This is a genomic window from Mycobacterium colombiense CECT 3035 (genome assembly GCF_002105755.1).
GTDB lineage: Bacteria > Actinomycetota > Actinomycetes > Mycobacteriales > Mycobacteriaceae > Mycobacterium > Mycobacterium colombiense.
Map to the genome: position 1 here is coordinate 5,476,241 of NZ_CP020821.1, position 26,119 is coordinate 5,502,359.

The following is a 26,119-nucleotide window of genomic DNA, read 5'->3' on the forward strand; positions in this document are numbered from 1 at the left end:
GGGTCATGCCGCGGCCTCGAGGCTGAGCAGGACGCGTTTGGCCTCCACGCCCCCGAGGTAGCCGCCCAGCGCGCCGTCGCTGCGCACCACGCGGTGGCAGGGCACCACGACCGGTAGCGGATTGGTGGCGCAGGCACTGCCGACGGCGCGAACCGCGTTGGGGTTGCCCGCCAGCTTGGCCACCGCGGCATAGCTCGCGGTGTGGCCGTAGCCGATCTCGGGCAGGTGACGCAGCACCGTGTTGCGGAATCCGGCGGAGAGCCGCCAATCCAGCGGCACGCTGAAGTCCCGGCGCTTCGCGGCGAAGTACTCGTCGAGTTGCCGAGCGGCCGTGTCGAGGCGGCCGGGTGCGAGCAGGATGCGTGGGCTGATCCTGTCGGCGAGGTTTTGCAGGACAGTGTCGTGCCCTTCGCTGGCATAGGCGACGCGGACGAGCCCGAGTTCGGTGGCCGCGATGAGCAAGGCGCCGACCGGGCTGTCGACGAGGCGGTAGGCGATGTCCAGCAGCCCCTGGGCTTGCGCGGCGGTGGCGAGCCGGGCGTGCAGTGTGTTCAGCTCGCCTGGGGTGGCGTCGGTGATCCGCGCCAGGTCGCGGGTCAACTCGTGTTCGTCGATCATCGGTGTTCTCCTGTCCCGGCCGGGCCGGCGGTGACGCCGGGGTACGTCCGTCTGAGGGTGGCGATGCCGTCGGCGGCGGCGCGCCTTGCGGCGTCGGCACTGCCGCCGAGGATGGCGGCGATGTCGGAATAGGGCAGGCCGGCCAGGTAGTGGTAGGCCACGGCCTGCTTCTGCTTGGCGGGCAGCCGGGCCAGCGCGTCGGCCAGGTCATCGTCCCCGTCAGGATCAGCTTGGGCGGCCGTTTCGGGAACGTTGTCGGTCGGCACCGCGCGCCGCGCCCGGGCCCGGGTGACGTCGATGGCCTTGCGGTGCGCGATCGTGACCAGCCAGGCCTCGACGTTGGCGTCGGCGGGCAGGTCCGGGTAACCGCGCAATGCGGACAAGAAGGTCTCCGACCACGCGTCGTCCGCGTCGACCGGCCCGACGATGGCGCGGCATACCCGCAGCACGGCGGGACCGTGGTCGACGACCACCGCCTCGAACGGTCGTTTGGCTGTCACGCCATGTAGACGTTTCGCCGGGGGAGTTCGTGAGATGTCCCCAGTGTCGAACACCGGCCGGGCGGCGACTACACGGACTGGAAGCTGCGCTCCACCTCGGAGCGGCTGCGAATCTGATCGCTGCCGAGCACGTAGGTCGGCAGGGTGTGCGGGACCGTGGTGCCCCCCTTGACCCTGGCCTGGGCCTGCCGGAATTCCGGCGCCGGGCCCGACGCGGCGTGGATCCCGTTGATGATCGACCACACCGCGGTGCGACGGGCGGTGCGCTCGATGATGTTGCAGTCGCGGTGCTGCAGCATCTGCTTGGCCCACTTCGGCATGGTGTCGCGGATGGCCCAGTCGACGGCCGCCTGCGGCATGGCGACATTGGGGCCGGTGCCCATCGCTTTGCCATGCGTGACGGCCAGTTTCGGCAAGTAGGCCTCCAGGCACTCGAGCGTCTCGGCCTTGGTGGTCGGCAGGTCGGTGCCGCCCAGCGCGTGCCCGACCCGGACGAATTCACCGTAGTAGCGGTCGAGGCTCTTGCCGCGCAACGGCATTGGGTGATAAAGCTCGTGCGCGGTGGCCAGGCCCCAGACCACCGTCGCGTAGTTCCAGCGCAGCCACTCGGGTTCGTCGGCGTCGTAGCGGGCGCCGTCGGGGCGAGTGCCCTTGATGGTGTGGTGCATCGCGCGCACGGATTTCGCAAGGCGCTCAGCGGTTTCCGTCGACCCGTATGCCGTACCGATGAAGAACGCGACGGAATGGCCGAGGCGCGTCGCGGCGCCTGCGGGATCGATCTGGGGCACTTGCGATATCGGGTTGCCGTTGCTGTCCCGCTTGATCAGTCGGGAGTGGTGCATGCCCATCCAGTAGATCGACGGGTCCAGGGTCTCCATGAAGGCGGCGCACTGCAGGCCGAAGATCAGCGCGGGCAGGTGTGAGTGCACGCGCCAGACGGCGCTGTCGGGGCCGAACCACCCCGGATCGCCGACCGGCGCGGCGAACTCCATGCCGCGGAAGAAGTATCGCCGCATGTTGTCGTCCAACCGTTTGTTGATCAGCTGCCCGACGATCTGGTGTGGCAGGAACACGGCGCACTCCCTCGACATTTCTGGTCACGACTGTAACCAGAATAAGTTTTGGCTACGGGTGTGACAAGACCCGGGCCATCCCGACTTACGCTGTAGGGGTGTCGAGTCCCACCCGGTGGGCCGGTATACCGCTCAAGGACCGCCGCGCCGAGCGTCGTGCGCTGCTGGTCGAGGCCGCCTATCGACTGTTCGGCAGTGGCGGTGAGGCGGCCGTCTCGGTGCGTTCGGTGTGCCGGGAATGCGGGCTGAACACGCGGTACTTCTACGAAAGTTTCGGCGACACCGACGATCTGCTCGGCGCCGTCTACGACCGGGTGAGTGGTCAGCTCAGCGAAGTGATCGAGGCCGCCATCGAGCAGGCGGGGGATTCGCTGGGCGCCCGGACCCGGGCCGGCATCGCGGCGGTGCTGGGCTTCTCGTCGGCCGATCCGCGGCGCGGCCGGGTGCTATTCACCGACGCGCGCACCAACCCTGTGCTGGCGGCCCGGCGTCGCGCGACGCAGGACATGCTGCGCGCGGGCGTGCTGACCGAGGGCTGGCGCCTCAACCCCGATTCCGACCCGGTGGCCGCGGAGGTCGCCGCCGCCCTGTACACCGGCGCCATGGCCGAGCTCGCGCAGCAGTGGCTCGCCGGGCATCTGGGCACCGATCTCGATGTCGTCGTCGATTACGCGCTGAAACTGGTGCTGCGGTAGGGAGTGCGATCATGGGCGGAATCGAGCACGCGATGGACCCGGTCCGGCGCATCCTCGGGCACAAGGTCAGCGTCGGCGGGCTGATCGAGCTGGCGCTGTGGTCGCTGATCCCCTACCTGTGTATCGGGTTCGCGTGGACAGCTTTTCATCCCGAGCAGACCCAGCGGATTCAGGCGCGGATAGAAGCCGTGGCGCCCACCGCCGCCGACGCGATGGCCTTCGGGGTGGCGACCGTGCTGTGGCCGGCGTCGCTGCAGATCGCCGACTCCTGCCCGGCGCCGTGAGCGACTCTCGGGTGGAATGCGTGCACGATCGGACGGTTTGCTCCTAGGCTCTTTAGACCATGTCCATCGACCGGTTCGGCCTTCTTGCAGGCACCATCCGACTTGCCTCTGGCGTTTCCTTCCTCGTCGACCCGCTGCGGGCGAACAAGTTGTGGGGGGACCCGGACGAGCCGACACCGACCGCGCAGCTGTTGTTGCGGTCGATGGGTTATCGCGACGCGCTGATCGGTGTCCTGCTCGCGTCGGCGGCGCTGCGCGGTAAGAACACCCGCGGCTGGTTTTTGGCCTCCGCGGGTGCCGACGTTTCCGACCTGGTCGGCGGGTTGAGCGTGCACGGCGAGTTGAAGCCTTCGCAGCAGATGATCGGCCTGGGCGGCGCCGCGGTCGGTGTCGCCGCCGGACTGTGGGGCGCGGTACGTCCGGCCGGGCGACGGCCAACCCGCGCGGTGCCGGCCGACGGAACAAGCTCGCGCTGACAGGCGAGCCACGATGCTGTTGACTGAGCGTCATGGGTTTCGGAGTGCTGACATTTGTTACCGACGACGGCATTGGTCCCGCGGAGCTGGGGGCGGCGCTCGAGCAGCGCGGTTTTGAGTCGCTCTTTCTCGCCGAGCACTCACACATCCCGGTAGACGCGAAGACCCCCTATCCGAGCGGCGGCCCGATTCCGCCGAAGTACTACCGGACGCTGGATCCGTTCGTGGCGTTGACCGCCGCCGCGGTCGCCACCGAGCGGCTCGTCCTGGGCACCGGGATCGCCCTGGTGCCCCAGCGCGATCCGATCCACACGGCCAAGGAGGTGGCGTCGCTGGATCTGGTGTCGCAGGGGCGTTTTCGATTCGGCGTGGGCGTCGGCTGGCTGCGTGAGGAGATCGCCAACCACGGCGTGGATCCGTCGGTCCGCGGGCGCGTCGTCGACGAGCGGCTCGACGCGATGATCGAGATCTGGACGCACGAAAAAGCCGGGTATCACGGCGAATTCGTGAACTTCGACCCGATCTACAGCTGGCCCAAACCGGTCCAGAAGCCCTATCCGCCGCTGTACCTCGGCGGGGGACCGGCGGGTTTCAAGCGCATCGCCCGGCTGAACGCGGGATGGTTGTCGATGACGGGGTCGGCGCAGGAATTGTCTGCTCCGCTCGAGCAATTGCGTGAGGTGGCCGGCAAGGACGTGCCGGTGATCCACTTCCACGGCGGCAAGCCGACGGCGCACGAACTCGAGGCTTATCGTGACCTCGGAGTGCAGCACCTCTTGGTGGACCTGCCGACCGAGCCTCGCGATGAGACGCTACAACGCCTCGACGGGTTGCAGGCCGAGCTCGCCAAGGTGTCGTAAGGTCAAGTGCCGCAGAAGGTTTGATACTTGCCGAAGTCCTCGGGCGCGGGCGCGGCGTAGCGCTCGAGGCCGGGCCGTTCCGTATAGGGGTCCGTCACCGCGGCGAGCAGTCGCTCCAGCGGATCGAGCTCGCCGGCCGTCGCGGCGCCCAGGGCCTCCTCGACCAGATGGTTGCGCGGAATGTAGACCGGGTTGCTGCGATCCATCGTGTCGGCGTCGGGACCCAGTGCCCGCCAACGCGTCAGCCACGCGTCGAAGCCGGCCAGGTCGGCGAACAATCCGCGCACGGGTTCGGCATCGGATTTGGCATCCCCACGCGCCGCCCCGCTGAGCCCGCGGAAGAACGAGGTGTAGTCGACGTGGTTCTGCTTGAGCAGCGCAAGCAGTTCCTCGACGAGCACCGTGGCGACGTCGACGTCGACACCGCCGGGTAGGCCGAGTTTGGCGCGCATCCCGGAGCTCCACTCGGCGTCGTAGCGGGTCTGGAAAACACCGAACGACTGCTCCGCGAGCGCGATGGCCTCCTCGGTGTTGTCCGAGAACAATGGAAGAAGCGTCTCGGCGAAGCGGGCCAGGTTCCATCCCGCCACCGCCGGCTGGTTGCCGTAGGCGTAACGCCCCCAGAAGTCGATCGAACTGAAGACGGTGTCGGGGTCGTAGGCCTCCATGAAGGCGCACGGCCCGTAGTCGATCGTCTCGCCCGAGATGGTGGTGTTGTCGGTGTTCATCACGCCGTGGACGAAGCCGATCAGCATCCACCGGGCGATCAGCGACGCCTGGACGGCGACCACCGCTTCGAACAAGGCGAGGTAGGGATTCTTCGCCTCGGCGGCATCGGGGTGATGGCGGGCGATCGCGTGGTCGGCGAGGCGGCGCAGCAGGTCCTCGTCGCCGGTGGACGCGGCGAACTGGAAGCTGCCCACCCGCAGATGGCTGCTGGCCACCCGGGCGAGCACGGCACCCGGCAGGGTTTCCTCGCGATGGACCGGACGGCCGGTGCCCACCACGGCCAACGACCGCGTCGTCGGCACGCCCAGCGCGTGCATGGCCTCGCTGACGATGTATTCGCGCAGCATCGGCCCCACCGCGGCCAGGCCGTCACCGCCGCGGGCGAACGGCGTGGCACCGGAACCCTTGAGGTGGATGTCGCGCAGCCGCCCGTCGGCGTCGACGAGTTCGCCGAGCAGCAGCGCGCGACCGTCGCCCAACCGCGGAACGAACCCGCCGAACTGGTGACCGGCATAGGCCTGGGCCACCGGGGTGGCCCCGTCGGGCACCGAGCTGCCGACCAGGAAGCGCAACCCGTCGGGGCCGCGCAGCCAGGCGGCGTCGAGGCCCAGCGACTCGGCGAGCGGCTCGTTGAGCACCAGCAGCTGCAACTCGGGGAACGTCTCCGCTTGCCAGCGGACCGCCATCTCCGGCAACTCGCGGAAGAACCGGTCGTGGAGGGCAACGGTGGTATCCGGGGCAACGCTCATCTCGTCGAGCCTACGGAAACCCGAAGGGGCTATCCGAGGGCTTTGCCGATGAGGTCGCGGGCGCGGTCGAGCATCGATGCGAACGGCCCGAGCGCGAAGTTCAACTTCGCCGATTCCACGCCGGGGTGGGGGCGCGTCGGAGCGATGGCTTCGGCGGCGCGTACCGCCGCGCCCATTCGCTCGAGGTCGTCGGTGTCGACCTTGCGCTTCAGGACGGGGAACTCCTCGTCCTCCTCCTGCCGGGCGTGCTCGAGCACGGCGTCGCGCAGCTTGGTGAGCTCCGCGATGAACTTGTCCGAGGTGATGTCGAGCTTCTCGATCGCCGACAGCAACTCCTTGGCTTCATGCTCCTCGTGCAGGCGGGCGTCGACGATGGCGTCGCCGGCATCCCCGTCCTCGCGCCGCACCCGCGGGTGCACCACCATTTCCTCGGCCGTCTCGTGGACGGCCAACAGCTGACGCAACGTCGCGAACGGCTCTTCACGCGCCTTCGGATCCGTGGCGTGCAGCACTTGGTCGAACATGTCCTCGATGAGGTTGTGCTGCGCTTTCAGGAATGCGACAACTTCGTCGGGCGACTCGACAATGAGGTCTGCCATCGCCGATACCTCCAATGAACTTGGGATTGGGACTTCGCACTGTGGGCTGAGTGCGGCTTGACCAGGAGATACCCGGCGTACGCGCTGCTAAACGCCGCAGCCCGGCCGCGGCGGGCCCGAAACCCTGTATTGCTGTGCGGCACAGCTGATTTCGGTGGATTCGGTGGTTGATCCGGGCGTCGCCGCGCGGGGCCGGGGCCAGGTCGTCTTCGCTTCCCTGGGGCATCTGGGACCGCCGGTTCTAGATACTCGCTACGGTTAAGGGCAACAAGCCCGACACCGACGCACAGAGACGACAGATCAGCTCACATGTACGAACAGGTCAACAGCACCGCCGCCGAGCCCGAAGACATCGGCTCTCGCATCGACCCGGTCCTCGCCCGGAGTTGGCTCCTGGTCAACGGCACGCATGCCGATCGGTTCCAATCGGCGGTGGACTCGCGCGCCGACATCGTCGTGTTCGACATCGAGGACGCGGTGGCGCCCAAGGACAAGAGCGCCGCCCGCGACAACGTGGTGGGCTGGCTGGGCGCCGGCAACGTCGACTGGGTCCGCATCAACGGTTTCGGCACGCCCTGGTGGGCCGACGACCTGGCCGCGCTGGCCACCACCCCGGTCGGCGGGGTGATGCTGGCGATGGTCGAATCGGTCGACCACGTGACCGAGACCGCGAAGCGGCTGCCCGATGTGCCGATCGTGGCCCTGGTGGAAACGGCTCGGGGCCTGGAACGCATCACCGAGATCGCCGCGACCAAGGGCACCTTCCGGCTCGCCTTCGGCATCGGCGACTTCCGCCGCGACACCGGCTTCGGGGACGACCCGGCCACCCTGGCCTACACGCGATCACGCTTCACCATCGCTTCGAAGGCCGCCGACCTGCCCAGCGCGATCGACGGGCCGACCATCGGCTCCAATCCGCTGAAACTGATCGAGGCGACCGCCGTGTCCACCCAGTTCGGGATGACCGGCAAGATCTGCCTGACGCCCGATCAATGTGCCGTCGTCAATGAGGGGCTCTCGCCGTCGCAGGACGAGATCTCCTGGGCGAAAGAGTTTTTCGTTGAGTTCGAACGTGACGGGGGAGAGATCCGCAACGGCTCCGATCTGCCCCGCATCGCCCGGGCCACCAAGATCCTGGAGCTGGCCCGCGCGTACGGCATCGAGGCGTTGGACATCGACGAGGAAGAGCGCGATCACTCGCCCGCGCCGTCGGACACCTACCACTACTGAGCGTTATGCCGCGTGTCGCGCGAGCGAGACCCCGATCCGGAGCTCCACCTCGCTCACCGTGATTCTGAGTACGGGCGGCGGAGCCGTCGACCGATAGCTCTTGCCCGTTGGCGTCGTGAATAGTGCTGTGTGGGTGTGGTTTTCATCGACCGCGGTGCTTACCCGCCAGCCCGCGTTTTCCTTGACGTAGTTGCAGGCCTCGCACAACCCGAGGCCGTTGTCCGCGGTGGTCCGGCCGCCGCGCGCCCACGGTTTCGCGTGGTCGCGGTGCCGGACCGGTGCGTCGCAGTACGGAGTGCGACAAGACTGATCGCGTAGTCCGATGAATTCGGCCAGGCCGCGCGGAAAGATGCGTGCCCGCGATTCCATGGCGACCAGCGCCCCGGCCCGGGGATGCGCGTAAAGCCGGCGCAGGGTCGCCCGCGACCGTCGATCGGTGACGGCGCCGGCCACCATCGCACGCGCGACCGGCGCGGGGACGGGGCCGTAGCCGGAGATAGTGGCCGGCGCGTCGTCACCGCCGAGCAGCGTCTCGTCGGAGAGCACCAGGTTGACCGCCGTGGGGACGGGGACCGAGGCGCTGCGGCCGGTGATCCTTTCGACCAACGTGTCTGCCATCACCTGTCCGCGCGGGCGCCCGTCGCCGCGGGTGTCCGCCTCGCGGCGCAGCGCCGCGTACACCGAAACCCCCTGAGCCACCGGCAGTAACGCGGTCAGGTACGTCATCGTGTCGGGCGCGGGCCGGATGGTGACGGTGCGTTCGTTCTCGGCCTTGGCCGCCCGCTCGACGACGGCGTGCGGATCCAGCCGATAGGCGATCGCCTTGGCGGCCGCGGCCACCCGAGCGTCGCCCAGGCCGCTCAGGCTCGCGAGATCGGCGCACAGTTCCGCGTCCAACGCGCGCCGGTCCTCGACGTCCAGGCACGCGCTCTCGCGCACGATCAGCGTCGCGCGCCACTCCGACAGCGCCCCGCATTCCAGTGCCGCCAGAGTGTGCGGCATCTCGTGGACGAGCGCTGTGGCAAAGCCAAGGTGTCGGCCTCCCCGGGAGGGTGCGTCGCGCCGAGCCAGCGCAACCTCGCCGGCCACCCCGCGCCCGCGCCGCGTGGCCGGCACCCCGGCGGCCGCCTCGGTGGCTCGACGCAGCGCGTCCAGCTCGGCCGCCGCCCGAGCCTGACCCGCGGCGGCGGCGCTTTTGGCCGTCTCCAGCTCGGCGATCCGTTCGATCAGCGCCGATTCGTCGGCCGCAGGGTCGACGGTAGCCAATTCTTCGAACATGGGTTCGATAGTAAGCGGCACCACCGACACGCGCCGATCGCTACCCTGAACAGGGTGAGCGCCAAGGGCCGGATCCGGGTGGCGCGGGTCTACGACGACGTCGGCCCCGACGAGGGCCAGCGTGTGCTGGTCGACCGCGTCTGGCCACGAGGGGTGCGTAAAGACGATCCGCGGGTGGGCATCTGGTGCAAGAACGTCGCCCCGTCGAAGGATCTGCGCGAGTGGTATCAGCACGATCCGGAGCGGTTCGACGAATTCGCGTCACGCTACAAGAGCGAACTGCGCGACAGCGGTGCCTTGGACGAGCTGCGCAAGCTCGCCAAGCGCGGCCCCGTCACGCTGGTGACGGCGACCCGGGACCTGGACATCAGCCAGGCGGCCGTCCTGGCGACGCTGCTCAAATCCCGCTGAGCCGCGTTCGAACCGGCAACGTCGTAGGCTCGTCGGCGTTGATATGACCAGCCCCGACCCGATCCTTCCGCGGGAACTGACCGGCCTTCCCGAGGCGATCCGCGGCGTCCCGCCGCCGCCCATCCCGGAGTTGCCCGCGCCGTACGGTCTGCGCGTCGCCGACCCGGACGCCGACGCCGAGATGATCGCGGAGTGGATGAACCGGCCGCATCTGGTGCAGGCGTGGGAGTCCGACTGGCCGGCCGCGCGCTGGCATCGCTATCTGAGGGCGCAACTGGCGGGCGAGTTCTCTCGCCCGCTCGTCGCCACGCTGGACGGTGTCGACCGCGCGTACATCGAGTTATACAGGGCGGCAAAAGATTCCATCGCGAGGCGGTATGAGCATGACCCCCACGATCTGGGTCTGCACGTCGCGGTCGCCGACCTGGACCACATCGAACGCGGACACGTCAGTTACCTGCTGCCGCATCTGGTGGTCAGCATTTTCACTCTCGACCCGTCGTGCCGCCGCATCATGTTCGATCCCGATCACCGCAATGCGTTGGCGCGCAAGTTCTGTGAGCGCAGCGGGTGCGCGTTTCTCGGCGAGCACGACATGTCGAATCGGCGGATGGCGCTGTACGTGCTGCCCCGCACCCCCGAAGACGTCCCCCGCCGACTCGACGCCTGAACTCCCATCAAAGCCGCTGTGCCAGTTGCTGTCCGATGAACGCGGCCGCCTCGCCGAGTAAGACGCTCATGACGATGTTGGCCAGCGCCGCGCGAAGCCGGCGTTCCTCGCCGAGCCGCTGCGTTTCCAGCATCCAGGTGGAGAACGTGGTGTAGGCGCCGACGAAGGCGGTGCCGGCCAGCAGGGCCACGTCCTTGTTCAGCGCCAGTCCACCGAGGAAGCCCAAAAGCGCTGCGCCACTGATGTTCACGGCGAGCGTGCCGAACGGAAACGGCCGCGAGAGCCGGCGCGCCACCGTGCGGTCGACGACGAAACGCAGCACCGACCCGACGCCGCCGATGAGCACCACGCCGACCCAGACCAGAGCCGTCGTCACCATGGCGGCGGTCATCGGCGCACCCGGACCCGGCGCACCAACTTGGTGGCAAGGTGCACCGCAAGCAGGCCGAGCGCGATGCTGGTCACGGTGTAGCCGACGGCCAGCCCCCAGTGGCCGTGTTCGAGCATCCGCAGCGTCTCGACCTGCATCGTCGAGAAAGTGGTTAAACCGCCGCACAATCCGGTGCCGAGCAGGGGTCGCCGATAGCTCGAGGTGGGCAACCGCTCGAGCAGCCGGGTGGTGAAATAGCCCACCAGGAACGCCCCGACGATGTTGACCGTGAACGTCGGCCACGGCCAGCTCGCCGGGTCGGCGCCGGCCAGGGTGCTCAGCGCCGCGCGCGCCAGTGAGCCCAGCGCCCCACCGGCAAACACCGCGGCCAACTCGCGATAGTCCCGTTGCGCCACTGCGCCGATTCCCTTCGTTTGCCGGTGCGCTACGCAGCGTATGGCCGAAGTCCAGACCGGCGCAGCCCGGGGGCACGCGGGCACGGGCAGAATTGGTAACCATGGTCGCCAACCCCCGCGCCGGTCAGCCGGCCCAGCCCGAAGACCTCGTCGATCTGCCGCATTTGGTGACGGCGTATTACTCGACTCAGCCCGACCCCGGTGACGTCGCTCAACAGGTCGCCTTCGGCACGTCGGGTCACCGTGGATCGGCGCTCGACGGGGCGTTCAACGAGGCTCATATCCTGGCGATCACCCAGGCCATCGTCGAGTACCGCGCCGCGCACGGCACCACGGGTCCGTTGTTCATCGGCCGGGACACGCACGGGCTGTCCGAGCCGGCCTGGGTGTCGGCCCTGGAGGTGCTGGCCGCCAACGACGTCGTCGCCATGATCGACTCGCGCGACCGGTACACCCCGACACCCGCGGTCAGCCACGCCATCCTGACCTACAACCGCGGCCGCACCCAGGCGCTGGCCGACGGAATCGTCGTGACGCCGTCGCACAACCCGCCGCCTGACGGCGGCTTCAAATACAACCCGCCCAACGGCGGGCCTGCCGACACCGATGCCACGAACGCGATCGCCAACCGCGCCAACGAGATCCTGCGCGAGGGATCGGGCGTCAAGCGCATTCCGCTGGCCCGGGCGCTGCAGACCGCCCAACGGCACGATTACCTGGGCAACTACGTCGACGACCTGCCCAATGTGGTCGACATCGACGCGATCCGCTCGGCCGGGGTGCGCATCGGCGCCGATCCGCTGGGCGGGGCCAGCGTGGACTATTGGGCCGAGATCGCCCAGCGCCACCGCCTGGACCTGACCGTGGTCAACCCGCTGGTCGACGCGACATGGCGATTCATGACGCTCGACCACGACGGCAAGATCCGGATGGATTGCAGCTCGCCGGACGCGATGGCGGGGCTGATCCGAACGATGTCCGGCAACCCCGACCGTTATCAGATCGCCACCGGCAACGACGCCGACTCCGACCGGCACGGGATCGTCACGCCCGACGGGGGCCTGCTCAACCCGAACCACTACCTCGCGGTGGCTATCGAATACCTCTACACCCAGCGGCCGTCGTGGCCGGGCGGCATCGCCGTCGGCAAGACCGCGGTCAGCTCGTCGATGATCGACCGGGTGGTGGCCGGGATCGGCCGCAAACTGATCGAGGTGCCGGTCGGGTTCAAGTGGTTCGTCGACGGCCTGATCGGGGGCACCATCGGCTTCGGCGGCGAGGAGTCGGCCGGGGCGTCGTTCCTGCGCCGCGACGGCTCGGTGTGGACCACCGACAAGGACGGCATCATCCTGGCGCTGCTGGCCTCGGAGATTGTCGCGGTCACCGGGTCGAGCCCGTCGCAGCGCTATCAGCGGCTGACCGCCGAGTACGGCACGCCGTTCTACGCGCGGGTCGACGCGCCCGCCGACCGTGACCAGAAGGCCCGGCTGTCCAAGCTCTCCGCCGACCAGGTGACCGCGACGGAATTGGCGGGGGAGCCCATCACCGCGAAGCTGACCGCGGCGCCGGGCAATGGCGCGCCATTGGGCGGATTGAAGGTGACGACGGCCAATGCATGGTTTGCCGCGCGCCCATCGGGAACGGAGGACGTGTACAAGATTTACGCGGAATCCTTCAACGGGCCCGAGCATTTATCGGAGGTGCAGGAAACTGCGCGCGAGGTAGTTAATAAAGTCATTGGGTGACACTTTCCCCTCGCCTTAACCGTCCCGGCGAGCGTGGGCTGCGTTCTAGCCGTCTGCCGCGCGAAGTCTGGATTCTCAGCTGGGCGAATATCATGGTCGCGCTGGGCTACGGGGTGATTTCGCCGGCGCTGCCGTCCTTCGCCCGCAGTTTCGGGGTCAGCATCAAGGCGGTGACATTTCTGGTCACCGTCTTTTCGTTGAGCCGACTGTGTTTCGCGCCGATAAGCGGCCAGCTGGTGCAGCGGCTGGGGGAGCGCCGGATTTACATCGGCGGCATGCTGATCGTTGCGGTGGCCACCGCCGCGTGCGCATTTTCGCAGGCTTACTGGCAATTGCTGGTTTACCGCGTCATCAGCGGCGTCGGGTCGACGATGTTCTACGTCTCGGCGCTGGGGCTGATGATCCACATCAGCCCGCCCGACGCGCGCGGGCGGGTGGCGGGCCTGTTCACCACGTCGTTCATGGTGGGCGCGGTGGGTGGGCCTGCCGTCGGCGCGCTGGCGGCCGGCTGGGGGCTGACCGCTCCGTTCATCGTGTACGGCGTCGCACTGCTGGGCGTGGCGGTGGTGCTGTTCTTCAGCCTGCGGAATTCGGCCCTGGCCGCCCCGGGGCCGCCGACGCGATCGACGGTGACGATGCGAGAGGCGCTGCGGTTCCGCGCGTACTGGTCGTCGCTAGGGGCCAACTTTGCGACCGGCTGGTCGGCCTTCGGGCTTCGCGTCGCGCTGATCCCGCTGTTCATCACCGACGTCATGGGGCGCGGCGTCGGAATCATCGGGATTGCGCTGGCGGCCTTCGCCGGAGGCAATGCGATCGCCATGATCCCCAGCGGCTACCTGTCCGATCGGATGGGACGGCGCACGTTGATGATCGTGGGGCTGGCGTTGTCCGGTGTGGCGACCGTCTTCCTGGGTGCCGCGTCGTCGTTGCCGGTGTTTCTGGCCGCGGCGGTGGTGGTCGGTGCGGTGACTGGCATCTACATGTCGCCGATGCAGGCCGCGGTCGCCGACATCCTGGGCAGCGAGGCGCGTGCGGGCAGTCCCGTGGCCGCGGTGCAGATGATGTCCGATCTGGGCGCCATCGTCGGCTCGATGACGCTCGGGTGGGTGGCCGAGCAGTTCAGCTACGGCTGGGGCTTCACCATCAGCGGGATCGTGCTGCTGCTTGCCGCCGTCGGCTGGGTGGCGGCGCCGGAAACGCGGACGGTGCCCGTCCCGGAGCCCGACCCGTTGCCGTCTCCGCACACGTTGAACTTGCCTGAGCAGCAACTTTGAACGGCGGTTGCCGGTGGTGTAACTTCGATGGGCACCACTTCTCGGGGCTATGGCGCAGCTGGTAGCGCACCACACTGGCAGTGTGGGGGTCAGGGGTTCGAGTCCCCTTAGCTCCACCGTTTGACCTGCAATTTATGTACAATCTGGCCGTATGACAAACGGTTTGACAAACAGGTCGGTCTCCCCCCAGGACTACTGGGCGTCAATCCGCAAACGCGAACGGGCCAATGGGCAGCCGTCCTACGCCGTTCTGTACCGGCTCGACGGCGGTCAACGAACCCTGACACTGCACGACGAGTGCCAAGCCGAAGCCTTCAAAGCGGCCATCAAAGCGCACGGCATCCATCGCGCGCTGGCGATGAACGGATACGAGGTCCGCACGGACAATCCGGCACCGACAACGACGGTGGCGCAGTGGATCCGCCAGCACATCGACAACCTCACCGGCGTCGAGCGGTACACGATCGACAGCTACGAGCGTTATCTGCGCCAAGACATCGAACCCCACCTCGGAGACATCCCATTGGACAAACTGACCGAGGAAGACATCGCTACGTGGGTTAAGCAGCTCGAGTCCACGCCGCGCGCCAAGACCGGACGCGTACCCACGCCCAAGACGATCAAGAACCTGCACGGCTTCCTGTCCGGCGCGCTGGGCGCCGCCGTCCCGAAGTACATTCCGGCCAACCCCGCCGCTGGCCGGCGACTGCCGCGAGCCACGGGAGAGGTCCCTGACCGTGACGTCGACGGTGACGACATTCGAATGCTCACCCACAAAGAATTCGCCGCGCTGCTTGATGCCACGATCGACCACTACCAGCCAATGCTGAGATTCATGGTCGCTAGCGGTTTCCGGTGGGGCGAGGTGTCCGCGCTCAAGCCCGCCGACGTTGATCGCGAAGCGGGGACTGTCAAGGTTCGGCGGGCATGGAAGTACGCGTCGAATGGCTACCACATCGGGCCGCCCAAGACGAAGCGAAGCCGGCGCACCGTCAACATCCCCGCCGACGTGTTGGATGCGTTGGATTACGGCCACGAGTGGCTGTTCACCAACGCCCTCGGCGGTCCGGTGCGCTACCCGGCCTTCCGGGCTATGTGGGACCGTTCCGCCACAAAGGCGAAGCTGGCCGACAAACCGACGCCGCACTGCCTGCGTCACACGTGCGGGTCGTGGCTGCTGGCCGCCGGCGAGCCGCTGGTCAACGTCAGCCGGCACCTAGGCCACGAGAACGTCGCCATCACCGCCGACGTGTACGCGCACGTCGACAGGCGCGGCCATCAGGCGATCGCCGAAACCATGGCGAAACTGCTGACACCACCACGCCAGTCCTAAACGGCCTCAAGTAGGGCCTACGTGGCTGGTTCATCCTCGGCAAGTGGTTCATCCTCGTCGGCACCGAACAAAGTCCGATCAACGGCGTCTAACAGTCCTGTGGGAAGGACTGGTGGAATCATTACGGCCGGCAAGCCAACCGATCGAGTCATGTCGGCCAAGACGCCGCGTTGCATGCCAAGCAGATAGGGGATTCCCTGTTCGCGGACGAAGTCCGCAGCCTGGTCAGGGGCGAGGTCCTCACCGGCGCCGAACGAGAACTCGGCTCCGCCGTCAAGTTCAGCAGAGACTTTTGGTTGTTCTAAGTACAGCACCAAGCGAACGCGGATGGACGGAGCAGTAGCTTCATCGTCGTCCGGTTCGACAATTTGGGCGCCAAACTTAACGTGGATGCCAGTGTCTTCGGGAGGGTCCTTCTCCCACGCTTCAACTTCGGAATCGAAGCGACGCGTGACAGACCGGGTGTACCAGCGCAAAGTCACACCAGTGGCGACCAGCCGATCGGACGTCAACGAGGAGCACTTATCTGTTTCAAATGAAACTCGGGTGAGACCACCTCGGCCGACGAGGGGGCCTCGTCACGGCTCTCCCACGCTTCAACAGATCGCTTCACCATGCGCGTCTGCTCATCTTGCCAATGTCGTACCTGGACCCGAAAAACCGCACCGACGGCCTTGGCGTAGCGACGCAAAGTGGCCATAGTCGGGTTGGTCGCCCCGCTTTCAAGACGCGATACCTGAGCTGGATCGACCTTCATCGCTTCCGCGACCTCGGAGATCGACAGACCGCACTCTTGGCGGACTCTACGCATCCCGAAGATCATCCCTAACTGCTCGTCCGCGAGTTCGATTCCAAGCCGGTCGCGAGATGTCGGCTTGGTGATGCCGGGGAACAGATCGATGCCCATCGTTCCTACCTCCGCTCTCCGTGCTGACGGTCAGCATGACATCACGGATTCCCGATAACCTGACTTATAACGCAAAAGGTATCAGGCTGTGTTCCATTTTCGCCAAACGAATCTCGTATTGATACAAAAGTCGATCGCTGAGTTCATCGCGTTCCAGATGCTGTCAGTCTGCTGGTCAGGGGTCCAATCCGTGTTTTCTGCTACCGGCTTGGTTCCGACGCCACAGCCGACGATGTCGGTCGTTGGCGGAGCCCACGATGACCTCCGCTCTGCGAAGTACAGCCGAAATAAGGTCTGGCCGTCCTCGGACTCGGCGTACAGCTCACCTGTCCATGGCATGGGCCGCTTGTTGGTAAACCCGTGATTTTCTCTGGCTAGAACTTGGTCGCCCACCGGGCACCGATGGGACACTTGTCTGCGATCGTCGCGGTTGCTGTTTTCAAGAGGGGGAACGCCGTCTCGGTACGCGCGTCGAGCTTGCGCGATCAGTATCTCGACGGCCTCCTCGTCGACCTGGCGAAACTTCGCGAAGTCTTCGTGGCATTCGTTCGTCCAATTCCAGGGGCAGCCCGGCTGATGGATTCTGGAGGCGAGTACTGCGGGTGTATGGCCTTCGGTCACTCGCTGGGGTCCTCGTCCCCGTCGGCTTCTAGGCCGATACCCGCGTTCATAACCGGGCACTGTACTGACCCGTAAGGAGACTGTTCAGCTTTTCGAGACGCATACCACTGCCTCTGTCGGTTGGGGTGGCTTGCGCGCTCGGGGGTCAAGGTGCGAACTTTGCGACCTCTCATTCAGCCCGCCGCAACGGTCTCCGTTTGCGGGCTGAACACCAAAGGGCTGCAAGTCTCGAAGTAGAGAAGCGGCAATCGGGCAGAAAATAGATCTTGTGACAGCTCCCGATTCAAATGCCGAAGACACCCATTCAGCCCCGGACTGGGCTACATGGCCGGCACCTTGGGACGGGGTAAGCGCCAAACTGGAGCACGCACGGCGCCACTTCGATCTACTCAAGACCCACGCCTCCCGCTACATGGCGCAGAACCCAGTCAGAACAGAGGTCGCCGCCGCTCCGGAACGCGGCCCGAACTGGCTCAAATGCGAACTGCACGTGCAGCATCCCGGAAGACTCCTATCGCTGATACTCGGGGACTTTGTGAACAACCTCCGATGCACCCTCGACCACAGCTTGACCGCAATCAGTCCGCGAACAGGGCGCAACCTCAACTTCCCTGTGGCGATCGCCAAGGGCGACTGGGAGAGCTGGGCAGAGAAGTGGCTCAAGGCCGGCGTCGGGGAAGGCGCGCTGGCGGCGATCGGCGCGGACCAGCCGTATCACGTTGCCGTTGGCCAAAACCCTGAGGATCACCGTCTACGGATACTCTCTCGGCTCAACAATGCCGACAAACACCGGCTACTGCAGGTGACACGAATGGGACATCCGACGAGCAGCCTCCCGATCTGAGGATCGACTCGACTGCTCCAGTGCGGTCATATGAGTACGTCCTGTGCCACGGAAGCGTGTTGCAGGAACGGCAAACAGCATTGTTTGTCAAACTCGAAATCCCCATACCGGAAGCAGGTTTCGAGCTCAAAGGCAGCATCCCGACAGCGATCGCGGTAGATAACTACTTTGACATCATCGAGTTGGGTGACGGCCTCCATAGCGGCGTCGTCGAAACCTGCCGACGTGTGCGTGACAGATCTCTCGACAACTGGGGGTCCGATATGCCAGCGGGTCAGCACCGGTTATGAGGTCGTCCAATGATCCCAGCATTACTGGATCCTCCTGAGACGGTTACGGCTTCGGCTCGACAAGCCATCGTCGAACGAAACCGTTGGGGCTGCAGCAGGTTCGGGATTCTCCCGCTGGTTGCAGTAAAGCTCCAACATGAATTGGATGTCACTGGCGGTCATTCGCCATTGGCGGCCGATCCTGCGGCCTTGTAACTCGCCTGAGCACAAGCGCCGGCGCAGCCATCTCTCGCCGTCCCAAGCGGCTGGCAGATGCGCTGACGCGACCTCCAGCAGGGAATAACTGCGCTCCATGCCAGACCCTTCCCGCAAAAGACTCCCGGCGGCGGGCCGAGTGACCGGAGGACTCTCGTGGGTGAGTCATTTATACCAACTGACATGCTTTGCTGTAAAGCCATCTGCGGCGACATAACTGAGTAAAGGATCCATCAGCACGCTGTAATAACAACGCGTTTGGGTCGACACGCCGACTGAGATCCCCACATCGCCGGTTAGCCAGTGCCATGATTCCCGGTACCGGGCAACCTGCCGGGACACCACGAGATTGGAGACCACGCCTAGCCCGACCGGGTTAGGCGGACCTTCGATGCTCGAAAGGACGTTCCGAGGGTGACTCAAACATTCCAGGTGTGGATCGATAGCCGCGAAGCCGCGGAGATGCTCGGCCAAACCAGCTACACAACGAGGGAATGGCTGAAAGCTGGCCAACTCCGTGGGGTCAAAATGCCCGGCGGCCGCTGGCGCATCAAACGCTCCGATGTTGAGGCGCTACTGGACGGCGAAGCCCAGAAATGACGACGCCGCCCCGTGTCGGGGGCGGCTATCGCGGTGAATGTGAACCTGACCCAGCCCAACGCCGCGAGCGTACCTCGCCTCACCGACAGACCGGAAGCCGCGAAATCGATTGGTGTGCGGTTGCCGTTTTCGCCGCCCCGCTGATTTACCGTTACAAGTCGCTGCCGTTGCCAGGAACGCCGGCATGGTGTTCGTTGCCCGCGGCAGATCCCCGCAAGATGGCTGCCTTGATACTGGCGGGGCAGTATTGGGCGTTCGACTCCGCCCTCAGGCAGGAGCGCCAGCGGGAAGCTTCGGACGCTATCTCGGGGTGCGCTGACTGGGCTGGATTCAGCCGAACGCTACAGCAGCACAGAGCGTTTCACATCAGGCGGTCGCCATGAATGCCACGGTCCGCCCGAGCAATACCGGCGAACGCACATGGTTGTCAGTGGATCTCGAGCCGGTTCTATCCGGCACCTGGAGGCCGGCGCAGCCCACTGTCGGCCGTAGAAACGACGGTATTGGCTTGTTCTATCCGCGCAAAATTAACACCGTCGCCGCCGAGTCCGAGGCAGGCAAAACATGGTTGATGCTCGCCGTGGCGTTCGATGAGCTGCGTGCCGGTAATTCGGTGCTGTACATCGATTTTGAAGACGACGAGGGCAGCGTTGTGGGGCGCCTACTCGCGTTGCAAGCTTCGCCTAATTGGGTGCGCGAGCGATTCTGCTACCTGCGCCCCACCGAAGCACTAGGGGTCAACGACAACCTAAATGATCTGTGCAAGCTCGTGATGGCGTACCGGCCGACCCTCGCCGTTGTCGACGGTGTCACCGAAAGTATGACCCTGCATGGATTGGACCCGTTGTCGAATCGCGATGTCGCCGCGTTCTGCCGCATCCTTCCACGACGGCTCGCGGCGGCCGGTTGCGCGACGGTATGCCTTGACCACGTCGTAAAATCGACTGAAGCCCGAGGGCGGTACGCGCTCGGCGGTGTCCACAAACTCAATGCGGTTGATGGTTGCGCCTTAATCCTGGAAAGCCGTGAGCCGTTCGGCATCGGACTCACCGGCCGTAGCGCGATTCTGATCGCCAAGGACCGGCCCGGAATGCTCCGCAAATACGGGCAACGACGCAAGGACGGTCTCGACCACTTCGCCGACCTCGAAGTGACTTCGCATGACAGGAGTTACAACGAATTCGAGATCCGCCCGGCCCGTGACACCGACCGCGAGTTCCGGCCCACACACCTCATGCGCAGGATCTCGGAGGTCCTGCAAGAGCGCGGTGCAATGTCGCAACGGCAGATCATCGCGACAGTGGGAGGCCGCCGCCAGTACGCGATCGACGCGCTGGCGTTGTTACAGCGCGACGGACACGTATCCGACAAGTCACCGCACCGACTGTTGAGGCCGTTCACCGACAGCGATGACGGGAAAGAATCCTGAGCGTTCCCCGTTCCCTGACCGTTCCCACAGCGTTCCCAGGGAACGCGCCGAAACCCCCGTTCCCGCGTTCCCCTCCCCCTAAAGGGGGAACGCGGAATGGGAACGGTTCAACCACACGACTCGCGCGCACCTGAAGGCGTCTGCCGTTCCCCTCATCTAGACAAGGCCCACCCCGAGCTTCTCGAATGCCCTGTCGGGTGGGTCATCCGCGTCACCTCTTCCCGCTACACGCCCCGGCCGACAATCCTGAAAGGCCGAGCCCGTCCAAGGTAAAGCGCCAAGTCGACCAACACCGCTGATTCGTCGTTTACGACCCGGACGCGTGACTATAACCGCCCGCCGCTCGCGTCGCCGCCATCGCTGGCAACGCTGGCTGCCCCGCCCTCACCAGAAACCCCACCTTGCCCACCACGCCATCAACGGCGCCCCAGCATCCGATACGTCGCAACGTGACGGCGTCGCAACGGCGCGTGTCAAAACCAGCGTCCCGGCGTAGCGATGAGAAAATTATGATTGTGGATCGCCGCGAATCGGACGTCTTGCGCCTTGCTGCGCTGCGGCAGACGCTGGCCCTCTGCCGCAAGTTGGCAGCCGACGATCCTCAGCTATCCGGTCTGATTGCGCACGCACTGGATCAACAGCAATTGTTCGCGGCCGCTCGGCTCAGCATTGCCGTTGGGGAGGTCCGGAATTAACTTTTTCGCCGAGTAGCCGTGGCGTGGCGGCCCAGCTCTAATCGCTAATCGGCGAAATAATGCTGTACATGACGGCGGGTCGCAGTGCTGAGGAAACTAGGGCACATCAGTTACAGCAACTCAGCGAGCTCGAGCACACCTTGGCTACATGCGCGAAGCTAGCCGCAAGTGAGCCGGCATTCCGCGACTTAATCGATCGCGTGGATCGGCAGTTCGCCGCGCTGAGCCGATCAGCCCAGCGGTCCGCCGCGCGCGCCAACGCGTCGCGTGATGCGGAGCTGGCTCGCGTTTACGCACATCACGCGGCCACTACCGTGTCGCAGGCCGCGCGTGAGTTGCGCGCTTCGGCGGGGATGGTGCCGACCACGACCACGACTGTCAGCAGCGGTCTGCGCCGCGTAGCCACCGCTGGAACCGCGGGAGCATTGCCGTTAGGCGGACATGTCGCGGAGAGGGTGTGCTCAGACTGCGGCGAAGGCTTTGACAGTTCGATGGGGGCGCGCCGCTGCTCGCTCTGCGCTGAGCGGCGCGAAAAGCGCCGCCAAGATGATTTGGAACGCGCCCGAAACCGCCTTCCGCCGACCATGCTCAGCGACGGATGGGCACAAATATCGGAGGAAGAAGCCGAAACGATGCGGCGCATTCTCCGGCGAGGTGATCGCTAGGGCGCGCAGTCTGGATAGGCTGGCGCTGTGTTCATAACCGTTGCGGGTGCGGCGATCAACGCCCGTGGCCATCGTCGCCGCTGCGACACCGTCTTGTGTGTGCTTTACCAACTGTGAGTGACAAGCTGGAGCACGACGAAAAGGGACGCTATCCTCCGGTCAAATCGGTACAGTTAGCTACCTGCGTCACACCGTAGTCGTAAATAGCTTTCTTCCGGAGACTCGATGACTTCGATACCAGCGCCGCCTCTCAAGCCTGATCCCGCCAAGTCGTATTACGTGATCATCGGCTGCGGATTTTCGGGGATTTTGAATCACGTCCTGCTACGACGTGCCAGCACTCGATTGGGTGGTCGAGACGTCCTTCACATCGGGATGACGGACCCCTGGCGGGACTATCATTCGATGGCTATGGGCCAATGGCCCAGTTTGCTGACTCTGCCGGGTTTCACTAAACCGCCTTCCGCGCTTAGCCCCTTTGATAATCTTGGATCCAGCGAATTTGCCGACAACAATGAATTCGAATGGAATCGGCTCCTTGCGACTAATCCCTTTTACCATGCGGTTAGCCGAGTCGTTGCGATCAAAGCGTCTAAGATCGGGCCCCCTTATAAAGTTGAACTCGATGACGGAAGCATTTTTCAAGCGGAATACATCGACGTCTGCGGCGGGCCTGGCCCTGCGAGAACGCCATCTATGAACGTCGACTCAACCCTGCTCAGCGAATTCAGCGGCAGCGCCCCCGGCCCATTCGGCTGGCCGAGGCTCGTTTCCGGAGAAGATTTCCTGACCAGCACGACGCCGGCCGTGCCTGCCGGGCGCCGCATCTGCGTGTATGGCGGAGGACCTACGGGAGCGTGGTGTGTCGAGCGCGCCCAACAGCTCGGGCATCAGGTCTACTGGGTAGCGAAAGAGGAACTCAATACCGCTTTTGTCGCCAGTCGCCGCAACGACGGCCTGCTGCAGGGTACGGTGGTCCGCAAGATTATTAGAGGCAATCACGTTGTCACGGGCCGTCTTCGACCAGCAAGTTCATCCACGTTTTTTGGTGAGAATCTGGCTGCCACGACGATCGCGGAAACCGCGTCGGGTGAAGTGGTAACGGTTTTTGCCCCGGCAACGCCTGCAGCTCGGTTCACCGACAACAGCGGGCCAATGCCGGTCCCATCGGCGCTAGAGGCTGATCAAGTGGTGCTTTCGATCGGTCAGGAGACCCGCTACAAAGATCCTCACTCTTGGGCCTCCCTCCTACGCCCGGTCCTCAGACCCGCCATTCGTACGCGCACGCACCTGATTACCGACAATCAGGGGCGGGTCGTGGGCCTGCATTCGCACGACGACCGCATCCGCGTGCTCGGGGCTGCAGCCTTGTCGCACCCCAAAGTCGCTGTCGAGTGGCGAAGGTCAGGATCAAAGTCGAATCTTTTCTTCCGCTCGCTCATCGAACAGGCCCGCGTGCCAATTGGCATTACCGTGTCCGCCATCTCGGTTGCGGAAGCAAATGATTTCTGGTCAGGCGCGCGAAACGACAACCTGAATACCTGTGGACTCGAAGACCTTAGACATCTGATCGCAAGCTGGCCCGCAGAGCTGCACGGCGCCGAGACCTGGTTTGAAATGCGCGGGCACCGGATACCACCTTTCGACCGTTTTGAATTCGCGGATTTTGCGAAAGGAGGCTTCAGCTACTGACAGCAAACCGGTCAGGCTGCACATACTGACCGCCGCGAACAGTCTTTGTTAGCCAAGGAATGTCCGCTATATCGGCAAAACGCTCATTCTCGCGCCGTTCGATGACAATCCCTTGGTCGTAAAAAAGCTCTGTGGTCGGGTCAAATGGATTACCTTCCAGGTTGACAAATTGCAGATTTCTGAGTCTACCGTTTAGCAGCATCAATACCCCTTCCACATCAATATTGTTGTCCTCGAGAGACAACCATCGCAGCCGCTCAAAACGGGCTCCGTTGAGGATTCCCACACTCTCATCATCTAGCCCTTGACCATCGAGCCCCAACGAAACGAGCTTCTGGAGATGCCCGTATTCGGCAAGGGAGTCGAGTAACGACTTCAGGTCCTGGGAACCTTCGAGATCTACGATGTCGATGTGCTCGATCGGCGCGTCCGCAAATAGCCGATCCTGGTACTCGCGTAAGGTTCCTGCAGGCACTGCAAGCAACTCGACAAACCCTCGATGGAACTCTATTTCTCCCAAGGGAAGGTCGCGGAACAAACCTGGAATCCACTGGTCCCCGTAACGCAATTCCAAAGCGTAGGCCCTGGTGGCTAGGCGCATATATTCTGCATCGCTAGGACTTAATCCACTGAGCGCGAGCTGAATGTGAATGAATTCGGCTCGAGCGCGATTTAAGCTCTCCTCAGGTTCGTCTCGCTCAAGTTCACGCGCAAACGCATATCGCAGATCGTCATCCCACGGATGGGCAACGATCTGTGCGCCTGTCGCAGCCCAGAGTTCGCGCGCGTCGGTCATGGACGTAAGTATGCGCTTCTACGGGGACGGTGCGTACGTCTACGGGACAGAACAGGCATCCGGCGCCAACGATCGACCCGTATCAGCGGCCGGCGGATCGGTACTGCTCGCGGCTCTTATGTGGCTAGGCATTCACTAGCCGTCGAAGCTGCCTTGCGTGGTGGATGACCCGTGTCCTGGGGGTGGCTAGCATTGCTAGAACATCAAATGCGGGATCGCCGTCGGGCCGATGGAGAGTCCCTAGTGTGCTGCTGTGTCGGGGCCCTTCTCAAGCTGCGTCAGAGCAATTTCTTGGCATTGTTAAGCGGTGGTTGACTCGACCTCAGAGCCGCCGAAGTCGGCAACAACGGGCGGTGGCTCCCAGTTCACCGTTTTGAGGTAGCGCTTCAGGAGCGCGTTCCTTGAGTCTCTATCGAGCACAGCCACAATAGTCCCGCGGTCCGCCTGGGCGCGCAGTAATCCAAGCGCGAAAATTCTCAACAGAAGCGGGTCGGATGTCGTGTCAGATCTAGCCCGCATGACATCCCGAGCCAACGTAGGGTTGATCGCGCTCATTCGCTCTACGGCGATTGCGACTTGCTGGAGATTGGAACTTGACTCAAGCCAACGAACGAGCACGTCGGTGATCCGGTTTGAAATATTGTCATCGAACGCCAAGGCAAATTGTGAAGTAACCCATGGCTGGCGCCCCCAAGCCGACTCCACGTATTGGTGAAACCAGTTGACGTTGTTCGTGACTTCTGGATCGAAAGACGATGCATCCATTGCTCCGCGCAGATACCGTCCAAGCGCGTCGGCGAGGTGTGGTATTCGATAGGCAATTGAACGCCAATCGCTCGACCTATCGAACAAGTGAAATTTTCGGAGTGAACCGAGCACTGCTCGTATTGTAGGTCGACCGAAACCATCCGGAGAGACGAGGATCTCAGCTTCGAGACTCCGCAGAACATCAGCATTGATTGGCACCGCGGTTTCTACGTCGGAGTACTCCGATAGTTTCATTCTACGAAATTCGACTTCAATTTCGTTAAGCGTTTCGGACCGCAAGCCCCTCGCCGTTGTACTGGCGGCGGAGAGCTGAGTTTTCGATGAATTGAGTTCGAGCCCTATCTGACGTGCGCGATCCTGTAATGCTAGAAGCAGCGCGTAGAGGGCATCTTCTGGGCCCTCGGCACTGATATCGTCCATCCAGCGCCGAACTGCAACGATGTTTTGGTCCCGACTCCCATATGCCGCACCCAGGACATCATCGATTGGCTGCAGGAAGCTATTGGCAAGAATCGCTGAGGCAAAGCTTCGTTGCGGTAGCCCACTGCGGCCAAGCATTTTAGAGTGCGTCGCGATTACGGTTTCGATTACTTGTCGCGGAATCGTGTTGCCAGCCGAGGACGCCACAAGCTCGCACACTCGGCTTGGCTGAATAGACGCAAAGAATGACGTGATGTCGGTAACGAGTCCGAACCCCGCATCATCTGTAGTTGGCAGGCTGTCTACGTAAGCGTCCCATTCGGGGTCATTCTTTGCGACTTGGTCACCCCTCAAGCGCCAGCCATACACCCAAGGCTGCAATCCGCTGTGGAGGTCGTGCGCGCCATTAAGCACTGCGGCGTTGTACACCAGCCGACTTAGTGGGTCTTGGACAACAGCGGGCCTGACGCCTAAATATGTTTTGGGTAAATCTATCGGATAGAAGTGCGGTTTAAGACTCGAAGCGACGTTAGCCTTATCGATTCCAAGGTCCTGCTCGGGATCTAGTTTGGCAACAAACTCCTTCGAGAGGATCTCTGGCCATCCCCATGGATCGCGGTACCAGTCGCCGTAGAGTTCTTTCGCCGCGAGTTCGCGACCGCTATTCAGATCCAAGCCGAATTTGGCCATCACTCACCTAACCACAGCCAGCGTGGAGCTATACGAACACGGAAGCGGATGCATGCTGGCTTCCCGTCAAAGCACCGGACCGACCCGGACGTTCGCAGCCAGCGTGCACGCAACGCGCGCCGAGTGGCCGGCCTTGCGAGTCCTGACGCCTTCGAAATCGCCCCAGGATCGAACTTACGTCCCATAACATCTGCGAG

Annotated in this window: 30 protein-coding genes and 1 tRNA gene; 18 read left to right on the forward strand and 13 right to left on the reverse strand. The window is 64.4% G+C overall.

What is annotated here, in order from left to right; translation table 11 throughout:
• Positions 1–3: 3 nt before the first annotated feature.
• From B9D87_RS25930 to B9D87_RS25940, 3 genes are all read right to left on the reverse strand, one after another.
• Positions 4–618 carry a methylated-DNA--[protein]-cysteine S-methyltransferase gene (locus B9D87_RS25930; RefSeq protein WP_007772786.1) on the reverse strand — a complete coding sequence of 205 codons (615 nt, stop codon included), beginning with the start codon at positions 616–618 and terminating at the stop codon, positions 4–6.
• Complete coding sequence (locus tag B9D87_RS25935) at positions 615–1,118, reverse strand: RNA polymerase sigma factor (protein ID WP_007772785.1); 504 nt, start codon at positions 1,116–1,118, stop codon at positions 615–617. The genes B9D87_RS25930 and B9D87_RS25935 overlap by 4 nt, the downstream gene beginning before the upstream one ends.
• Positions 1,119–1,186: 68 nt before the next feature.
• A complete protein-coding gene (locus B9D87_RS25940; RefSeq protein ID WP_007772784.1) occupies positions 1,187–2,191 on the reverse strand; it encodes an oxygenase MpaB family protein in 1,005 nt (334 codons plus the stop codon).
• Positions 2,192–2,289: 98 nt separating this feature from the next.
• Here B9D87_RS25940 and B9D87_RS25945 point away from each other — a divergent pair, with 98 nt between their 5' ends.
• From B9D87_RS25945 to B9D87_RS25960, 4 genes are read left to right on the forward strand one after another with little or no spacing between them, the layout of a single operon-like run.
• Complete coding sequence (locus B9D87_RS25945) at positions 2,290–2,886, forward strand: TetR/AcrR family transcriptional regulator (protein WP_007772782.1); 597 nt, start codon at positions 2,290–2,292, stop codon at positions 2,884–2,886.
• Between the two features lie 11 nt (positions 2,887–2,897).
• Positions 2,898–3,170, forward strand: a complete 273-nt coding sequence (locus tag B9D87_RS25950) for a hypothetical protein (RefSeq protein WP_007772781.1) — start codon at positions 2,898–2,900, stop codon at positions 3,168–3,170.
• A 59-nt stretch (positions 3,171–3,229) separates the two neighbouring features.
• Complete coding sequence (locus tag B9D87_RS25955; protein ID WP_007772779.1) at positions 3,230–3,646, forward strand: DUF4267 domain-containing protein; 417 nt, start codon at positions 3,230–3,232, stop codon at positions 3,644–3,646.
• 32 nt (positions 3,647–3,678) lie between these two features.
• Complete coding sequence (locus B9D87_RS25960) at positions 3,679–4,506, forward strand: LLM class F420-dependent oxidoreductase (protein WP_007772777.1); 828 nt, start codon at positions 3,679–3,681, stop codon at positions 4,504–4,506.
• A gap of 2 nt (positions 4,507–4,508) precedes the next feature.
• Here the strand turns inward: B9D87_RS25960 and B9D87_RS25965 are convergent, their stop codons facing one another.
• Both B9D87_RS25965 and B9D87_RS25970 read right to left on the reverse strand, forming a co-directional pair.
• Positions 4,509–5,984: a protein adenylyltransferase SelO gene (locus tag B9D87_RS25965; RefSeq protein ID WP_007772775.1), complete on the reverse strand. Its 1,476-nt coding sequence runs from the start codon at positions 5,982–5,984 to the stop codon at positions 4,509–4,511.
• A gap of 29 nt (positions 5,985–6,013) precedes the next feature.
• Positions 6,014–6,583 carry a hemerythrin domain-containing protein gene (locus B9D87_RS25970; protein WP_007772774.1) on the reverse strand — a complete coding sequence of 190 codons (570 nt, stop codon included), beginning with the start codon at positions 6,581–6,583 and terminating at the stop codon, positions 6,014–6,016.
• 309 nt (positions 6,584–6,892) lie between these two features.
• Here B9D87_RS25970 and B9D87_RS25975 point away from each other — a divergent pair, with 309 nt between their 5' ends.
• Positions 6,893–7,813 (forward strand): HpcH/HpaI aldolase/citrate lyase family protein, encoded by a 921-nt coding sequence (locus B9D87_RS25975; RefSeq protein WP_007772772.1) that lies wholly within the window; start codon positions 6,893–6,895, stop codon positions 7,811–7,813.
• Between the two features lie 3 nt (positions 7,814–7,816).
• On the opposite strand, the gene B9D87_RS25980 is transcribed toward B9D87_RS25975, so the two are convergent.
• Positions 7,817–9,091 carry an HNH endonuclease gene (locus B9D87_RS25980; RefSeq protein ID WP_007772770.1) on the reverse strand — a complete coding sequence of 425 codons (1,275 nt, stop codon included), beginning with the start codon at positions 9,089–9,091 and terminating at the stop codon, positions 7,817–7,819.
• A 54-nt stretch (positions 9,092–9,145) separates the two neighbouring features.
• Here B9D87_RS25980 and B9D87_RS25985 point away from each other — a divergent pair, with 54 nt between their 5' ends.
• Together B9D87_RS25985 and B9D87_RS25990 are read left to right on the forward strand one after the other, a co-directional pair.
• On the forward strand, positions 9,146–9,502 hold the full coding sequence (locus tag B9D87_RS25985) for a DUF488 domain-containing protein (protein WP_007772768.1): 357 nt from the start codon (positions 9,146–9,148) through the stop codon (positions 9,500–9,502).
• Positions 9,503–9,545: 43 nt separating this feature from the next.
• A complete protein-coding gene (locus tag B9D87_RS25990; RefSeq protein WP_007772767.1) occupies positions 9,546–10,172 on the forward strand; it encodes a GNAT family N-acetyltransferase in 627 nt (208 codons plus the stop codon).
• A 7-nt stretch (positions 10,173–10,179) separates the two neighbouring features.
• On the opposite strand, the gene crcB (B9D87_RS25995) is transcribed toward B9D87_RS25990, so the two are convergent.
• Together crcB (B9D87_RS25995) and crcB (B9D87_RS26000) are read right to left on the reverse strand one after the other, a co-directional pair.
• Positions 10,180–10,563, reverse strand: a complete 384-nt coding sequence (gene crcB, locus B9D87_RS25995) for a fluoride efflux transporter CrcB (protein ID WP_040630877.1) — start codon at positions 10,561–10,563, stop codon at positions 10,180–10,182.
• A complete protein-coding gene (crcB, locus tag B9D87_RS26000) occupies positions 10,560–10,958 on the reverse strand; it encodes a fluoride efflux transporter CrcB (protein WP_007772764.1) in 399 nt (132 codons plus the stop codon). The genes crcB (B9D87_RS25995) and crcB (B9D87_RS26000) overlap by 4 nt, the downstream gene beginning before the upstream one ends.
• Positions 10,959–11,059: 101 nt before the next feature.
• Between crcB (B9D87_RS26000) and pgm the strand changes: the two genes are divergently transcribed.
• The 4 genes from pgm (at position 11,060) to B9D87_RS26020 (ending at position 15,310) form a co-directional block, all read left to right on the forward strand.
• Positions 11,060–12,703, forward strand: coding sequence for a phosphoglucomutase (alpha-D-glucose-1,6-bisphosphate-dependent) (gene pgm, locus B9D87_RS26005; protein ID WP_007772763.1), 1,644 nt, complete (start codon positions 11,060–11,062; stop codon positions 12,701–12,703).
• 92 nt (positions 12,704–12,795) lie between these two features.
• Positions 12,796–13,977 (forward strand): MFS transporter, encoded by a 1,182-nt coding sequence (locus B9D87_RS26010; RefSeq protein WP_007772762.1) that lies wholly within the window; start codon positions 12,796–12,798, stop codon positions 13,975–13,977.
• Between the two features lie 43 nt (positions 13,978–14,020).
• Positions 14,021–14,093: transfer RNA gene (locus B9D87_RS26015), tRNA-Ala, on the forward strand.
• A 35-nt stretch (positions 14,094–14,128) separates the two neighbouring features.
• Positions 14,129–15,310 (forward strand): tyrosine-type recombinase/integrase, encoded by a 1,182-nt coding sequence (locus tag B9D87_RS26020; RefSeq protein ID WP_007772761.1) that lies wholly within the window; start codon positions 14,129–14,131, stop codon positions 15,308–15,310.
• 17 nt (positions 15,311–15,327) lie between these two features.
• Here B9D87_RS26020 and B9D87_RS26025 read toward each other — a convergent pair whose 3' ends face one another.
• The 3 genes from B9D87_RS26025 to B9D87_RS26890 all read right to left on the reverse strand — a co-directional run bounded on the left by B9D87_RS26025 (position 15,328) and on the right by B9D87_RS26890 (position 16,838).
• On the reverse strand, positions 15,328–15,822 hold the full coding sequence (locus B9D87_RS26025; protein ID WP_007772759.1) for a hypothetical protein: 495 nt from the start codon (positions 15,820–15,822) through the stop codon (positions 15,328–15,330).
• Entirely contained in the window at positions 15,819–16,217 is a 399-nt protein-coding gene (locus B9D87_RS26030; RefSeq protein WP_007772757.1) for a helix-turn-helix domain-containing protein, read from the reverse strand. The genes B9D87_RS26025 and B9D87_RS26030 overlap by 4 nt, the downstream gene beginning before the upstream one ends.
• Before the next feature lie 81 nt (positions 16,218–16,298).
• Positions 16,299–16,838: a hypothetical protein gene (locus B9D87_RS26890; RefSeq protein ID WP_148664714.1), complete on the reverse strand. Its 540-nt coding sequence runs from the start codon at positions 16,836–16,838 to the stop codon at positions 16,299–16,301.
• A gap of 268 nt (positions 16,839–17,106) precedes the next feature.
• Between B9D87_RS26890 and B9D87_RS26035 the strand changes: the two genes are divergently transcribed.
• The 7 genes from B9D87_RS26035 (at position 17,107) to B9D87_RS26900 (ending at position 23,248) form a co-directional block, all read left to right on the forward strand.
• Positions 17,107–17,682 (forward strand): hypothetical protein, encoded by a 576-nt coding sequence (locus tag B9D87_RS26035; RefSeq protein ID WP_148664715.1) that lies wholly within the window; start codon positions 17,107–17,109, stop codon positions 17,680–17,682.
• Between the two features lie 56 nt (positions 17,683–17,738).
• Entirely contained in the window at positions 17,739–17,972 is a 234-nt protein-coding gene (locus B9D87_RS26895; protein ID WP_148664716.1) for a hypothetical protein, read from the forward strand.
• A 609-nt stretch (positions 17,973–18,581) separates the two neighbouring features.
• On the forward strand, positions 18,582–18,767 hold the full coding sequence (locus B9D87_RS26040; RefSeq protein WP_007772752.1) for a helix-turn-helix domain-containing protein: 186 nt from the start codon (positions 18,582–18,584) through the stop codon (positions 18,765–18,767).
• On the forward strand, positions 18,764–19,150 hold the full coding sequence (locus B9D87_RS27865) for a DUF2742 domain-containing protein (protein ID WP_007772750.1): 387 nt from the start codon (positions 18,764–18,766) through the stop codon (positions 19,148–19,150). Before B9D87_RS26040 ends, B9D87_RS27865 begins: the two co-directional genes overlap by 4 nt.
• Positions 19,147–20,196: an AAA family ATPase gene (locus B9D87_RS26050; protein ID WP_080598587.1), complete on the forward strand. Its 1,050-nt coding sequence runs from the start codon at positions 19,147–19,149 to the stop codon at positions 20,194–20,196. The genes B9D87_RS27865 and B9D87_RS26050 overlap by 4 nt, the downstream gene beginning before the upstream one ends.
• Before the next feature lie 509 nt (positions 20,197–20,705).
• Positions 20,706–20,891: a hypothetical protein gene (locus B9D87_RS26055; protein WP_007772748.1), complete on the forward strand. Its 186-nt coding sequence runs from the start codon at positions 20,706–20,708 to the stop codon at positions 20,889–20,891.
• An 890-nt stretch (positions 20,892–21,781) separates the two neighbouring features.
• On the forward strand, positions 21,782–23,248 hold the full coding sequence (locus B9D87_RS26900; protein ID WP_148664717.1) for a hypothetical protein: 1,467 nt from the start codon (positions 21,782–21,784) through the stop codon (positions 23,246–23,248).
• On the opposite strand, the gene B9D87_RS26060 is transcribed toward B9D87_RS26900, so the two are convergent.
• Positions 23,238–24,044, reverse strand: a complete 807-nt coding sequence (locus B9D87_RS26060; RefSeq protein ID WP_148664718.1) for a hypothetical protein — start codon at positions 24,042–24,044, stop codon at positions 23,238–23,240. The genes B9D87_RS26900 and B9D87_RS26060 overlap by 11 nt on opposite strands.
• A gap of 300 nt (positions 24,045–24,344) precedes the next feature.
• On the reverse strand, positions 24,345–25,922 hold the full coding sequence (locus B9D87_RS26065) for an RNA-dependent RNA polymerase family protein (protein WP_080598586.1): 1,578 nt from the start codon (positions 25,920–25,922) through the stop codon (positions 24,345–24,347).
• Between the last annotated feature and the right edge of the window lie 197 nt (positions 25,923–26,119).

Excerpts from the sequence above, each read along its gene's own strand:
- B9D87_RS25960 (WP_007772777.1), top strand. The coding sequence starts at position 3,679 with ATGGGTTTCGGAGTGCTGACATTTGTTACCGACGACGGCATTGGTCCC.
- B9D87_RS25955 (WP_007772779.1), top strand. The coding sequence starts at position 3,230 with ATGTCCATCGACCGGTTCGGCCTTCTTGCAGGCACCATCCGACTTGCC.
- B9D87_RS27865 (WP_007772750.1), top strand. The coding sequence starts at position 18,764 with ATGACGACGCCGCCCCGTGTCGGGGGCGGCTATCGCGGTGAATGTGAA.
- B9D87_RS26030 (WP_007772757.1), bottom strand. The coding sequence starts at position 16,217 with ATGGGCATCGATCTGTTCCCCGGCATCACCAAGCCGACATCTCGCGAC.
- B9D87_RS26020 (WP_007772761.1), top strand. The coding sequence starts at position 14,129 with ATGACAAACGGTTTGACAAACAGGTCGGTCTCCCCCCAGGACTACTGG.
- B9D87_RS25965 (WP_007772775.1), bottom strand. The coding sequence starts at position 5,984 with ATGAGCGTTGCCCCGGATACCACCGTTGCCCTCCACGACCGGTTCTTC.
- B9D87_RS26010 (WP_007772762.1), top strand. The coding sequence starts at position 12,796 with ATGGTCGCGCTGGGCTACGGGGTGATTTCGCCGGCGCTGCCGTCCTTC.
- pgm (WP_007772763.1), top strand. The coding sequence starts at position 11,060 with ATGGTCGCCAACCCCCGCGCCGGTCAGCCGGCCCAGCCCGAAGACCTC.
- B9D87_RS25975 (WP_007772772.1), top strand. The coding sequence starts at position 6,893 with ATGTACGAACAGGTCAACAGCACCGCCGCCGAGCCCGAAGACATCGGC.
- B9D87_RS25950 (WP_007772781.1), top strand. The coding sequence starts at position 2,898 with ATGGGCGGAATCGAGCACGCGATGGACCCGGTCCGGCGCATCCTCGGG.
- B9D87_RS26055 (WP_007772748.1), top strand. The coding sequence starts at position 20,706 with ATGATTGTGGATCGCCGCGAATCGGACGTCTTGCGCCTTGCTGCGCTG.
- crcB (WP_040630877.1), bottom strand. The coding sequence starts at position 10,563 with ATGACCGCCGCCATGGTGACGACGGCTCTGGTCTGGGTCGGCGTGGTG.
- B9D87_RS25980 (WP_007772770.1), bottom strand. The coding sequence starts at position 9,091 with ATGTTCGAAGAATTGGCTACCGTCGACCCTGCGGCCGACGAATCGGCG.
- B9D87_RS26065 (WP_080598586.1), bottom strand. The coding sequence starts at position 25,922 with ATGGCCAAATTCGGCTTGGATCTGAATAGCGGTCGCGAACTCGCGGCG.
- B9D87_RS25990 (WP_007772767.1), top strand. The coding sequence starts at position 9,546 with ATGACCAGCCCCGACCCGATCCTTCCGCGGGAACTGACCGGCCTTCCC.
- B9D87_RS26900 (WP_148664717.1), top strand. The coding sequence starts at position 21,782 with ATGACTTCGATACCAGCGCCGCCTCTCAAGCCTGATCCCGCCAAGTCG.
- B9D87_RS25970 (WP_007772774.1), bottom strand. The coding sequence starts at position 6,583 with ATGGCAGACCTCATTGTCGAGTCGCCCGACGAAGTTGTCGCATTCCTG.
- B9D87_RS26060 (WP_148664718.1), bottom strand. The coding sequence starts at position 24,044 with ATGACCGACGCGCGCGAACTCTGGGCTGCGACAGGCGCACAGATCGTT.
- B9D87_RS26050 (WP_080598587.1), top strand. The coding sequence starts at position 19,147 with ATGAATGCCACGGTCCGCCCGAGCAATACCGGCGAACGCACATGGTTG.
- B9D87_RS25930 (WP_007772786.1), bottom strand. The coding sequence starts at position 618 with ATGATCGACGAACACGAGTTGACCCGCGACCTGGCGCGGATCACCGAC.